Raw genomic sequence first — 11,429 nt, 5'->3', positions numbered from 1 at the left:
ACCACACCAACCGTGGCTCTGAACGACACGATCCGTGGTTTAGGGAGGTGGCTCTGACCCGCACCACACGTGGCCTCCTTGGAAGCCAATATTCACAGCTACGCGATGCTCCGCCAGCAGGTAAAAAACATGGTGGGGGAGAGTACCGCTCAGCGAAGCCAAGGACAAGCTGTCCGCCCTCGTGGAGGAAGCAGACACGACGCACGAGATTATCCAGATCACCCGGCATGGGCACCACCCGTCAGCCGTGCTGATGTCAGCCGACGACCTGGAATCCCTGCAGGAAACCATCCACTGGCTGTCGCAGCCGGGTATCCGCGAAGACCTGGGCCAGGCCCGGAGCGTCATAGTCGCCGGCAACACGACCAGCGGCGCTGACCTCCGCAGTGAATTCGGTCTGCCTCCGCGGTGACCGGCGCAGATTCCGCCGATACGGCACCGTGGAACGTTGAGGTCACCTGCCCGGCGATGAAGGGTTTCCGGCGGGTGCCGGAGAAAGCAGCGGCAGCGATCGTCGAATTCGTTACCGGCCCACTTGGCGACAACCCCCACCGGCTGAGCAAGCCCCTCACCAACGAAATCCTCGGACTCCGCACCGCCCGGCGTGGCGACTACCGGGTGCTGTTCACCCTGGACATTGAAGAGCACACCCTATACGTCCACCGCATCGAACACCGGTCCGACGTCTACAAACCGCGCTAACCGAACTCTTCGAGGAAATCTGTTGCCGTTGGACGGCCGCTCCCCATGGCGACGAAAGGTCCATATCGGCTAAAAGACCGGGGCGCCCAGTGACCGCGCCGTACGCCCATCACAGGGGCGATGGCAACCGAAAGGCATTAACACCGTATGGAAATCATCATCTTGCCACTCCTGCCGACGTAGCCCGCGCGGCTGCGGACGTCATCGAACAGCAGGTCCGGCGGGGCCTGTCCGTTCTTGGTCTCGCGACCGGGTAAACCCCGCTTGGCACGTACCAGGACTCATCGAGCGGCACCGGAACGGCGGGCTGAGCTTCAGCCAAGCACAGGCCTTCCTTCTGGACGAATATGTGGGCATGCCCAGGACGCACCCACAGTCCCACCACTCGGTAATCCGCGACGAATTCACCGACAGCGTAGACTTCAAGGCCGACACCGTGCACGGGCTGGACGGGATGGCGAAGGACCCTGAGGTCGAGGCTGCGCAGTACGAGGCCCGCATTGCGGCCGCGGGCGGGGTGGACATCCAGATCCTGGGCATCGGCACGGACGGCCACGTCGGCTTCAATGAACCCATGTGATCGCTGGCCTCCCGGACCCGGATCAAGACCCTCACAAGGAAAGATGGCACAAGTGGCACAGGGATGTTTTTGGGACGCTTTTTTCGTGCTGCACCAAGGAAAAAGCGTGTGCCGGGAATGGCGGGTAAATCACAGCTTGAAGTGTCGGTTTAGCGATGCGTTTGGCGATTTTTAGCGGAGGCTGGAAGCGGCCGTAACCAGTCCCCTGATGCCTCTTGCATCCGGCGCCTGAGGGGGCGCAGACGCACGTTGGGCCGGGGCTGGCGGCCGGGTTGGTCCGGAAGCGCGTACCAGTCACATCATGAACTCTGTTTTGAGATGCCGTAGATTGGCAGAGGTTTGCTACCGAAAACTACCCCTAGGACACTCATGCCCGCTCTGCCGCATATTGACCATTTGGCGCTGACCGTGAGGGACATCATCGTCAGTACTGCCTTCTATTCTCGACTCTGGCAAACCGATCCCGCGGGGTATATGGCCGACGGCCCGTTCATACGCCGGATCTTCGCCCTCGCCGACGGACTCACCCTGGGGCTGACCCAGCATGCCATCAGTTCGGCAAAAGACTTCGATGAAAAAAATCCCGGCCTCGACCACATCGGATTCGCGGTACAAGATCGAACGGGATTGCTCGAGTGGCTCGACCATCTCGAAGAAATTGGCGTCGAGCACAGCGGGTTGGTCGAGGCCTCCTACGGGACGGCCCTGAGTTTCAAGGATCCAGACGGAATCGCTCTGGAATTTTTCCTACCCGCAGGCTAGCCAAATGAGCGTCCTGCAATCCGGCGATCGCTCCTTCTGAGGTGTGTCAAGGATGTGAGCATCAGCCGGTTGGTTTCTTTTTGGGTTAGCGGCCGCGGGTAGCGGCTGGTTTTGGGACTTGAAGTTGGCCATCGCTGTTGCCGGCGGCAGCCCACCCCTGCCGGCTGGCATTCTTTCGGACACGGACACGGACACGGATGCGGTGGAGGCGCCGTACGCCGTGGCGGGAGCCCTCATCCCCGAAGGGACGGGTGCTCCCGCTGCGGTGGGTGGGTAGCGGTGTCAGGCGTGGAGAGCGGCTGCTTCTTCGAGGTTCTGGCCTTTGGTTTCGGGTGCCATGAAGTAGCTGGCTGCGGCTCCGAGGAGGGCGATGCCCGCGGCGATCCACATGGTGCCGGAGAGCCCTAGGTGCGACAATGCCAGCGGTGTGGCGAACGTGCCGATGGCGGCGCCGATGCGGCTGGTTCCGGTGCAGAGACCGACGGCGGTGGCCCGGACTTTAGTGGGGAAGAGTTCGTTGGGGTAGATCCATTCCAAGATCGAGGGGCCGCCGTTGAAGATGGCGTAGAAGGCGAAAGCGAGTGCGATCAGGCCCAGGGGTGCGGTCGGGAAGAGCGCCAGGAACAGCAGCCCAACACCGGAGAGGACGAAGCCCCAGATCAGGACGGGCCGGCGGCCGAGCTTATCCACGACGAGGAGGGCGACGACGTTGCCGACGAGGAAGAATAGGTTGATCAGCCCGTAGCCGATGTTGGCTTCGTCGCCGGACTGGAGGTTGAACAAGGCCAGGATCTGGGGTCCGAAGGCGTAGATGGAGAACAGGGTCACGATGGTGCAGGTCCAGAAGATGGAGATGAACACGACCCGGTGCAGGTAGCCGCCGGTCAGGACCAGTTTGAAGGCCTGGCCGGTGCTGAGTTTGGCCGCGTTGGGATCGTGGGCGGTAATGCCGTCCAGGGTAGCGCCCTCGCCGATAGTTTTCTTCAGGATCTCCAAGGCCTCCTGGTGGCGGCCCTTGCCGACGAGCCAGTGCGGGGATTCGGGGATCGTGGCTCGAGCGATGAGGATCAGGACGGCGGGAACAGCTGAGGAGAGCAGCATCCAGCGCCACCCGTCATCGAAGGAGAGGAGCCAGTAGCCGACGAACGCGGCGACGGTGGCGCCGACGAACCACATGGCGTTCAGCCCGCCCAGGAGCCGGGCACGCCAGTTCTTGGGGACAAATTCGGCCACCAGGGAGGTCGCGATGGGGTAGTCGGCTCCGACGGCGATGCCGATGAGCAGCCGCAGGGTGAACAGCTGCCAGGCTTCCTGGACAAAGAACTGTGCCACCGAGAAGACGATGATGGCCATGAGGTCGATGGTGTACATGAGCTTGCGCCCGATTTTGTCGGTGATGTTGCCGAAGATCAGTCCACCGAGGAAGACGCCGATCAGGGCAGAGGCGCCGATGAGGCCGTTCCACCAGTCATTCATCTGCCACGCCGGGATGATCTGGACCAGGGCGATGCCGATGATGGCCAGGATGTAGCCGTCGAGGAACGGGCCGCCTGAGCTGAAGAGGGTGAGGCGTTTGTGGAAGGAGTTCAGCGGCGCTGAATCGATGGTCATTTGAGGTGCAGGTGCTGGTGCGTGGGAAAGCATGGTGGTTCCGATCTGGGAGGAGGGAAAGCGACGTTGGTAACCCAACAGATCCGTGGCCGTGGTCGGTCAGGCTGTTACGGTTGCGACCGCATCGATCTCGATGCGTTTCTCGCCCCTGAACCGGGCAACCTGCACGGTGGTCCTGGGAGGCAGGGGGTGGCCGCTGAGCCTGGTGAGGTAGGCGGCGTTGTAGTCATCAAATTCGTCAAGGTCGGCCAGGAAGACCGTGAGCTTGAGCAAGTGGGACAAGCTGGATCCTGCCTGTGTGAGGGCGGCTTCGAGGTTGTCGAAGGCCTGGGCTACCTGGCCCGCGATGCCGGCCGGGACGGTGCCGTCTTCCCGGGCCGGTATCTGCCCGCACAGGTAAAGGATGCCGCCGGCTGCTGCGGAGGCGGAGTACGGCCGGGGTTTGCCGTCGGTGAACTGGGTCCGGGTGATGGCGCTCATGCGTCCGGCACCAGGTACTTCCGGGACAGCTGGTACATGGTCTGCCATTCTTCTTCACACACTTCCAGGGGTTTGGGCGGGATGTTGGTTGATGCTGGGTCCGGATGGGCCGGTTCGGGCAGCACCGTGACGACGGTGCTGTGCCCGCTTCTTTCCGGCAGGTGGGCCGCGACCGCCTCCGATGCCAGGAATTGCGTGGTCGAAAGGACCCCGTCCCGGACAGTGAGGTAATCGGTGGCGTGGTCGGTGTCGGGTGCGGCGCAGTCAAGGGCCGTGGCGATGGTGATCCGGCGGCCCAGGGAGGCGGTGCGCCTGAGCACCAGGTCATTCCAGAGCAGTCCCGGGATGCGGGTCTCCGGTGCACGGGTCACGGAGACTTCCTCGTCCGGGCCGTCGCCGGCGAGGTCGAGGAGTTGGAGCGCGGTCCGCAGGGGCGGTTGGCCCGCGGATTCCAGCTCGCGCAGGGTGCCTCCCACCCAAGCGGTGACACTGGCTGCTGTCGGGCGGGCGGGTGCGGTCCAGTCCGCGTCCAGCAACTCTTCGAGGAGTCGCAGGCCGGCGTGTTCTTCGGCTTCGGCGCGGAGGACTGCGAGGGCCCCTTCCTGGGCTTCGAGGGGGTCCGCGCCGGCCGCGCAAAGGGATCGGAAGGCCGCCTCTTTGATTTCGCGGGGCTGGACGGCGATGAAGCGGTCGTTCTGCGTCCGGGCGGGGGCCGGTCCGGTGATGGTGTCAGACATGTGCGTGTTCCTTCGTGGTGTCCATGACGTGGGTGAACAGCCGGGCCCAGTTGCCGCCCATCACGGCGGCGATGGTTTGGTCGGTGAGTCCGGCTGCTGCGAGGCCGTCGGTGAGCCGGGGGAAGTCCTGGGGTCCGGTGAACCAGTCCGGCCAGAGGGGCCAGGTGGGAGCATTCTCCGGGTCGGTGGGTTGCCAGCGGCCGTTGCGGAGCCAGCCGACGAATTCCTGGTCCCAGCCGCGGGTGCAGTCGCTGCCGATCCCGATACTGCCGGGCCCGTACTGGTCCACCATGCGTGCCACCATGGTGCAGAAGCTTTCGATGGTGACGTGTTCACCGCCGCTGACCGTGGGATAGAGGCAGCAGCCGATGACGCCGCCGCGGTCCACGAGGGGCTGGATGACGTCGTGGGGTTTATTCCGAGGGGTGTCAAAGAACCAGAGCGGATTGGAATGGGTGACGGAGACCGGCGTCGAGGACGCTTCGATGGCGTCGCGGCTGGTCCGGTATCCGACGTGGGAGAGGTCGATGAGCATGCCCACCCGGTTCATCTCTTCCACAATCACCCGCCCGTAGCGGGTCAGACCGGAATCATCGGCTTCGAAGCAGCCGCCGCCGATCAGATTCTGGTTGTTGTAGGTCAGTTGCGCGATCCGGACCCCGAGCCGGTGGAAGAGCTCAACGTAGCGGTAATCGTCTTCGAAGGGGCTGGCGTTCTGGAACCCGAGGAACACCGCGATCTTGTTTTGCTGCTTCGCGGTTTCAATGTCTGCACCGGTTGAGGCCAGGAATGCAAGGTCCGGGTTGTGGTTGACGAGGTCCAGCCACTCACCGACGGACCGGAGGGTGTCCGCGGCGTTTTCCCAGACGGCGCAGGTCGCGTTGACTGCGCTGACACCGCCGGTACGCAGTTCTTCCAGTACGGGGCGGCTCCAGTTGCTGATTTGCAGTCCGTCCACGACGGTCAGCTGCGAGTGCAGGCTCATTGTTCAGGCTCCTTCGGCGCTGTCGGGAAGAGCCAGTCGTCCTGGTCTGTTCCGCCGTTGATGTCCACCGCGCGGGGGGCTCCGCTGAACAAGGTCACCCGCAGCCAGTCGGTGGACTGGGGACTGAAGTTGTTCATTCCGTACGTGGCCAGCTGAAAACGCTGGGTGCTCAGGGGCAGGAATTCGCCGTCGATGAGGTTGTCCTGAAGCTCCCCGTAAAGGAAGGGGCGGGTCTGCTGGACCCGGGACGCGGCGAACCGGTGCCCGGGGTAAGTCAGCAGGAAATCCGCGATGCTCCGATGTGCCGGAAACCGTTCCAGATCCGCGGTGAGGGCGTTGATGCGGCGGGCGATGTCTGTGCAGTGCTCGGCGCTCCCGGCGGTCCGTGATGCCCGCAATGCACGGCGGGGTTCTTCGTTGGCTGCGGAGGAGAACCAGTAATAGCCCGTCCTCTCCGGATTGGTGAAGTCGTAGCCGCGCGCCCAGGCGTAATTGGTCTCCAGCAACTGTTTCAGTTCCCAGCAGCGCATCGCCGCGTCGAACGGTGCGGCTCCATCGACTCTGAGAAGGGATTCGGCATCGTCGTCGAAGTCGGTCCGGAGTTCAATAACGATGGAGGCAAAGATTCCCCGGGCCTCCGGGCTGAGGTGTGCGGCCGTCTCGTGCAGGCGGGACAGAACCGCTGCCGGCTCCGTCGCCGTGGCCATGTGGGTCTGCAGTTCGGACCGGAGCTGCCGGAGCTGGGGCCTGATCGCATCGGTCGGCAGGAACGGGGCGGTCTTGAGGGCGTGTTTCTCTTCGAGGTGGAGCTCAGCCTGAGCGAGGAGTTCCGCGACGCGGGCAAGATCCGGATCGCTGGGCGCGTAGTCCCGGTTGAGCCCGGCGGCGAGCGGAAGTTCCCGCAGCAGGCACCAGGCATCCAGATATGCCGGGTGGTTGATCACGAACGGGACCATGCCCAGTCCGGTGGCGTTGCCCAGTCCTAAATATTTGCCCCACGCCGGGTCCAGGGGTGCCGCGGTGGTTCCGGCCGCGGAGGCTTTAGCGGCGGCGACGTGTTCAACCATGTCCATGCTCAATTCCCGCAACAGCCAGGCGGTGAGCATCTGGGACCGGTACGGGACGGCCAGGGGGTGGTCGGCGGGGATGTCCGCGAATTCCTTGAGCCCGAATTTTCCGTTGCCGTAGAACGCAGTGCTACGGATCAGGTACGGGCTGGGCCCGATGATCTCGACGTCGGGCTGGCACCCGGCGGCCAGGCAATCGCTGACGTAGTCAAAAAAGCGGGCGCTGCGGTTCGCCCGGGTCAGGATGATGGTTTCCGGATCGACCCGGCCGCGCTCCTGGACCGGGACATTGCGCCGCAGTTCGGCTTCGCGCTCCGGTGTGAGGTCCCCTTCAATGAGGGCCGCGGTCACGTCCCAGGCATCCGCGATGACCCGATCGGTGCGTTCGCTTTCCTCCAAGGAGCGGCAAAAAGCGATGAAAGTCAGCTGCCGGCCTTCGGCGTTCACGGTATATACGGCGGTGCCCCGGGCATCGGCGTCCAGATCCAGACGGGTCCTGGACACGGACCATCCCCGAGCTGCGGCGCGGCGGAGCATGGTGCGGGCAAAGCTGTGCCGGGTGGCCCAAGCCCCGTTCATGTCGGCGCCGGAGAGCACGTCCCCCGGGGACCGGAGCCCGTGTGCGGTTCGTTCATCCTGCAGTGTCATGATCATGCCTTCGCTGGTGCCAGACGGAGATAAGCAGTCTTTTCGTGGGTAAAAAATGCCGCGGCGACGGTACTGTTCTGCTCCCGGGGACCGGCGAAGGTTGAATCCTTCATCCCGCCGAAGGGGGCATGCAGTTCGGAACCGGTCGAGGGCGCATTGACCTTCACAAGGCCGGCGTCCAGATAGGTCACACACTGCCGGGCGGCACGCTCATCGCTGGTAAAGACCGCGGCCGTGAGGCCGAAGTCGGTGTTGTTGGCCAAGGCGATGGCTTCGTCCAGTGTTGCGGCGCGGAGGACGGTGACCACGGGCCCGAAGACCTCTTCGCGGCAGATCGTCATCGACGCCGGCCCGGTCAGCACGGTTGGCAGGACGTAGTGCCCTTCCGCGGCGGGAGCAGCAGCCTGGGCCAGAATTTCCCCGCCTTCAGAAATGGCCGTCTCGATCGCGGCATTAATTTCATCGCGGGCGGAGCCGGAAACTACGGGGCCAATCTGCACCGACGGGTCAGTGCCCGGGCCCAGGACAAGGGCAGAGACTTTCTCCTTCACCTTGGCCAGGAATGGCTCGTGCCCGTCGCCGACGAGGATGATCCGCCGGGTGGCCGTGCACTTCTGGCCGGTGGAACCCATCGCGGCGTTGACGGCGCTGGACGCGGCCAGTTCGACGTCGGCATCGGGCAGGACGAGGGTGGCGTTGTGTCCGCCGAGTTCCATCTGCAGTTTTGCGCCGCGGCCGCAGACAATCCCGCGGATGTGGTGGCCCACCGGAACCGATCCGGTGAACGTCACACCGGCCACTGACGGGTGGGACACGAGTTCGGAACCCAGCGGACCGGGCCCAAGGAGCAGGTTCGCGACACCGGCCGGAACACCTGCAGCGGCCAGGATGTCCATTAGCAGGACGGACACTCCGGGGGTGTTGCTGGCGGACTTCCACACCACCGTATTACCGTGCAGCAGTGCCGGTGCGATCTTCCAAGCCGGGATCTGCAACGGGAAATTCCACGGCGTGATCACACCGACGATTCCCAGCGGCCGCCGCACGGTCAGGATCCGCTCATCGGGGTGGCTGGACGGATATTCGGTGCCGATCGGGTTTCGAGCCGAGCCTGCGTGGTAGTCGAACGTGTCGGCAGAGGCGTCGACCTCCATCCTGGATTCCGCCAGCGTCTTACCGTGTTCGGCCGTCATGACCCGGGCGATTTCATCGGCCCGTTCCCGGATCAGTGCAGCGGCAGAGGACAGGATCCGGCCGCGGGCCAGAATCCCCAGCTTGTCCCATGCGGGTGCGGCGTCGGTAGCCGCCTGGATCGCCTGCGCCAACTCTTCGGAACCGGCCTGGTGATAGGTGGTAACTGCCTCCTCCGTTGCCGACGGGTTGAACCGGGACGTGGTGTCCCCGGTCCCTTCAACCCAACTACCGTTGATGAAGCTGCTGACGGGCTTGGTCATGACGGGCATTCTCGAACCTCTTAGTGTTTGTTGATCTGTGACTGTCCTCACCATCCAAGGTAAACCCGAAACCCGCCGCACTGAAGTATCTATTTGACTCCCATCAATACTGACTTAGTCTTGTTCGTATGAACCTTCGTCGCCTGGAGCTTTTCGTCGCAGTGGCCGAAGAACTGCACTTCAACCGGGCCGCCGAGCGGCTGCACATGGCCCAGCCGCCGCTGAGCCAGCAGATCCGCAAACTCGAAGAGGAGTGCAAGACCCAGCTGTTCGTGCGCAACTCCCGCAACGTCCAGCTCACCGCCGACGGCGAACTACTCCTGACGCATGCCAGGAAACTTCTCAGCCAGCATGCAGCCATGACAGCTGCCCTCCGGCAGGCCCGCGACGGCGAAATCGGCAAGCTGCGTCTGGGCTTCGTCTCCTCGGCGGCGATTTCGGCCCTTCCGCCCGTAGTCCGGGAACTCCGGTCCCAATGGCCAGGCATCGACCTCGAGCTCCGCGAGGAAACCACCGACGCGCAGATCGAGCTCATCACCGCCGGCGCCCTGGACGCCGGCATTGCAAGGGAAGTCCGGAACGTGCCCGGACTCACCACCACGCTTTTGCAAAATGAACGCCTAGTGGTCGCCGTCGCGACAGACCACCCCCTGGCGGGTCGAGGAGCCGTTGGACTAAGGAACCTAGACGGAGAGAAGTTCATTGCCTTCCCGCGTAACCGGATCTCGCGGCTCTTCGACCACATCGCCGCACTCCTGCATGCCGCCGACGTCGACTTTGAGCTCGCCCAACAGGCCGTCCAGTTCCCCACCATCCTCGGGCTGGTCGCCGCCCACCTCGGCATCGCAGTCGTCCCGGAATCGCTCCGCGCCTTCGCCATCCCCGGCCTCGCCTACCTGGACATCCAAGACACCAACGCCGTCTCCCGCGTCAGCCTGATCTGCAGCAATGACATGACCGACTCACCCCTCGTCGCCAAAGTCAGGGACGCCTGCCGGCAGACGATGGGAGCACCGGAAGCTACCTAAAGCAACCCTGGCTTGCCGGCCAAGCATGTCACCAGCAGGCGGACACAGCAGCCAGCTCCCTCCAAGCCCGTAGGGCACCACCGGGCCATGGCTCGGCCGAGGTGAGTTTGCGCTACTGCCGCCTATTCGGCAACACGGTCAGAACCGAAGGCGAACGCCCCCGGATATGGCCAAACCAGCGATCGTCCCCCCGCCCGCCGGAGGCAGAACATTGCCGCTGGTCGATATCACCAACGGAGACTAGGGGAGACCCCGATGATCAAAGCACGCATGGCCGGTCGATACTGCCTGCGAGCCCCCGGGCCCAGGAAGCGTTCCCCTACGCCAACATAGGCGGGCACTGCCCCAGCTGCCGCACCGGCAATGCCCGCCTGCTGATACTCACAGCCCAACGCAACGACGCCCAAATACTGGCCCGTGACGCCGAAGCCCGCGAGTTTCAAGCTAACGCCGATCGATTTCGAGACAATGAACGAGACCTCTCAATCAGTCGCCGAAATACGGGCCCAAACTGTCAACTACACCTTGGCCAGACCCTTTCCTTTACCGGGCGGCCTGGGGTGGTGTCTGTCCACTGTCCGCGCGCGGATCGCCGTGGAGGATCGCAACGGCACCGTCCTTGACGCTCCCCCCGCCCCGGGTCTGGCTTACGTGCAGACGACGGCCGCCAGCGTTTCTACAGCAGGTTTGCCTTGAGCGTCCTGGCGATGAAGGTGCCGTATTGCTCGGCGGACCATCCCCTTTTCATGATGAGGCTCTCGTACAGCTCCGAGGTGGTGCACGCGAACATGACGTCAGCGGCCTCGAAGGCGTTGAGGCCAGGACGCAGGAGCCCCCGGGCCGCCATCTGCCGCGCGTTGCGCAGCATGCGCCGGAAGCGGACATCGTCGACCTCGCGCAGCAAATCCGCCATGTCAGCATCGCCGCTGGCCGCCGCGTCCCGGATGAGCAGGACGATCGGGGCCTCGAGCGGGCCTACCTCGGTAGCGAAGCGACCGAACTGCTCCATGAGTGCGAGCGAATCGGTGGCGGTCAGCTGCGCGAGGTCGGAACGCTGCTCCGCTGGTGGCCCACCCACACCTAGGAGGCTCTGTTCCTGGATGGCCCGCACGAGCCCGGGCTTGCCGCCAAACTTCTTGTAGACCGATTCGGGAGACACCCCAGCCGCGCGCGCGATCTGCACTATCGTCGTGGGCCCGTACCCCTGTGCAAGGAACAGCTCGCGTGCCCGGGCGAGCACCGTGCGCCGCGCCTCCTCGGCGACGTCCCGGCGCCGGCGCGCGTCGTAGGTCCGCCGAGGCGCGGGAGGCGCGGGAGGCGCGGGAGGCGCTGATGCATTGACGTGTTGGGGCATGCGGTCCTAAACTCCAATCAA

At 64.3% G+C, this 11,429-nt stretch carries 11 protein-coding genes and 1 pseudogene; 5 read left to right on the top strand and 7 right to left on the bottom strand.

All coding sequences use genetic code 11. The features are described 5' to 3' along the window. Positions 1–154 precede the first annotated feature (154 nt). The 4 genes and pseudogenes from ABIB14_RS08980 to ABIB14_RS08965 all read left to right on the top strand — a co-directional run. Positions 155–412, top strand: a pseudogene (locus tag ABIB14_RS08980) (type II toxin-antitoxin system Phd/YefM family antitoxin); the annotation flags it as partial. After that, complete coding sequence (locus ABIB14_RS08975; RefSeq protein WP_354235528.1) at positions 409–702, top strand: type II toxin-antitoxin system RelE family toxin; 294 nt, start codon at positions 409–411, stop codon at positions 700–702. The pseudogene ABIB14_RS08980 and the gene ABIB14_RS08975, both read left to right, overlap by 4 nt. A 349-nt stretch (positions 703–1,051) precedes the next feature. Then, on the top strand, positions 1,052–1,282 hold the full coding sequence (locus tag ABIB14_RS08970; protein WP_354235527.1) for a 6-phosphogluconolactonase: 231 nt from the start codon (positions 1,052–1,054) through the stop codon (positions 1,280–1,282). A gap of 369 nt (positions 1,283–1,651) precedes the next feature. Continuing rightward, positions 1,652–2,044 carry a VOC family protein gene (locus ABIB14_RS08965; RefSeq protein ID WP_354235526.1) on the top strand — a complete coding sequence of 131 codons (393 nt, stop codon included), beginning with the start codon at positions 1,652–1,654 and terminating at the stop codon, positions 2,042–2,044. Positions 2,045–2,326: 282 nt separating this feature from the next. Here the strand turns inward: ABIB14_RS08965 and ABIB14_RS08960 are convergent, their stop codons facing one another. From ABIB14_RS08960 to ABIB14_RS08935, 6 genes are all read right to left on the bottom strand, one after another. Then, complete coding sequence (locus tag ABIB14_RS08960) at positions 2,327–3,655, bottom strand: MFS transporter (RefSeq protein WP_354235525.1); 1,329 nt, start codon at positions 3,653–3,655, stop codon at positions 2,327–2,329. Between the two features lie 99 nt (positions 3,656–3,754). After that, entirely contained in the window at positions 3,755–4,135 is a 381-nt protein-coding gene (locus ABIB14_RS08955) for a RidA family protein (RefSeq protein WP_354235524.1), read from the bottom strand. Next, complete coding sequence (locus tag ABIB14_RS08950) at positions 4,132–4,872, bottom strand: hypothetical protein (protein ID WP_354235523.1); 741 nt, start codon at positions 4,870–4,872, stop codon at positions 4,132–4,134. The genes ABIB14_RS08955 and ABIB14_RS08950 overlap by 4 nt, the downstream gene beginning before the upstream one ends. Beyond that, positions 4,865–5,857, bottom strand: a complete 993-nt coding sequence (locus ABIB14_RS08945) for a membrane dipeptidase (RefSeq protein WP_354235522.1) — start codon at positions 5,855–5,857, stop codon at positions 4,865–4,867. Before ABIB14_RS08945 ends, ABIB14_RS08950 begins: the two co-directional genes overlap by 8 nt. Further along, a complete protein-coding gene (locus ABIB14_RS08940) occupies positions 5,854–7,572 on the bottom strand; it encodes a hypothetical protein (protein ID WP_354235521.1) in 1,719 nt (572 codons plus the stop codon). The genes ABIB14_RS08945 and ABIB14_RS08940 overlap by 4 nt, the downstream gene beginning before the upstream one ends. A gap of 2 nt (positions 7,573–7,574) precedes the next feature. Beyond that, positions 7,575–9,026 (bottom strand): aldehyde dehydrogenase family protein, encoded by a 1,452-nt coding sequence (locus ABIB14_RS08935; RefSeq protein ID WP_354235520.1) that lies wholly within the window; start codon positions 9,024–9,026, stop codon positions 7,575–7,577. 128 nt (positions 9,027–9,154) lie between these two features. Between ABIB14_RS08935 and ABIB14_RS08930 the strand changes: the two genes are divergently transcribed. Further along, positions 9,155–10,054 (top strand): LysR family transcriptional regulator, encoded by a 900-nt coding sequence (locus ABIB14_RS08930; protein WP_354235519.1) that lies wholly within the window; start codon positions 9,155–9,157, stop codon positions 10,052–10,054. A 676-nt stretch (positions 10,055–10,730) separates the two neighbouring features. Here ABIB14_RS08930 and ABIB14_RS08925 read toward each other — a convergent pair. Then, positions 10,731–11,408, bottom strand: coding sequence for a TetR/AcrR family transcriptional regulator (locus ABIB14_RS08925; RefSeq protein ID WP_354235518.1), 678 nt, complete (start codon positions 11,406–11,408; stop codon positions 10,731–10,733). Positions 11,409–11,429: the final 21 nt, after the last annotated feature.

It is taken from the genome of Arthrobacter sp. UYEF3, from assembly GCF_040546245.1.
Lineage (GTDB): Bacteria > Actinomycetota > Actinomycetes > Actinomycetales > Micrococcaceae > Arthrobacter.
Note: the sequence above shows the minus strand (reverse complement) of the source record. Positions and strands in the feature narration are given on the sequence as shown.

Excerpts from the sequence above, each read along its gene's own strand:
- ABIB14_RS08945 (WP_354235522.1), bottom strand. The coding sequence starts at position 5,857 with ATGAGCCTGCACTCGCAGCTGACCGTCGTGGACGGACTGCAAATCAGC.
- ABIB14_RS08940 (WP_354235521.1), bottom strand. The coding sequence starts at position 7,572 with ATGACACTGCAGGATGAACGAACCGCACACGGGCTCCGGTCCCCGGGG.
- ABIB14_RS08935 (WP_354235520.1), bottom strand. The coding sequence starts at position 9,026 with ATGACCAAGCCCGTCAGCAGCTTCATCAACGGTAGTTGGGTTGAAGGG.
- ABIB14_RS08965 (WP_354235526.1), top strand. The coding sequence starts at position 1,652 with ATGCCCGCTCTGCCGCATATTGACCATTTGGCGCTGACCGTGAGGGAC.
- ABIB14_RS08960 (WP_354235525.1), bottom strand. The coding sequence starts at position 3,655 with ATGACCATCGATTCAGCGCCGCTGAACTCCTTCCACAAACGCCTCACC.
- ABIB14_RS08955 (WP_354235524.1), bottom strand. The coding sequence starts at position 4,135 with ATGAGCGCCATCACCCGGACCCAGTTCACCGACGGCAAACCCCGGCCG.
- ABIB14_RS08950 (WP_354235523.1), bottom strand. The coding sequence starts at position 4,872 with ATGTCTGACACCATCACCGGACCGGCCCCCGCCCGGACGCAGAACGAC.
- ABIB14_RS08930 (WP_354235519.1), top strand. The coding sequence starts at position 9,155 with ATGAACCTTCGTCGCCTGGAGCTTTTCGTCGCAGTGGCCGAAGAACTG.
- ABIB14_RS08925 (WP_354235518.1), bottom strand. The coding sequence starts at position 11,408 with ATGCCCCAACACGTCAATGCATCAGCGCCTCCCGCGCCTCCCGCGCCT.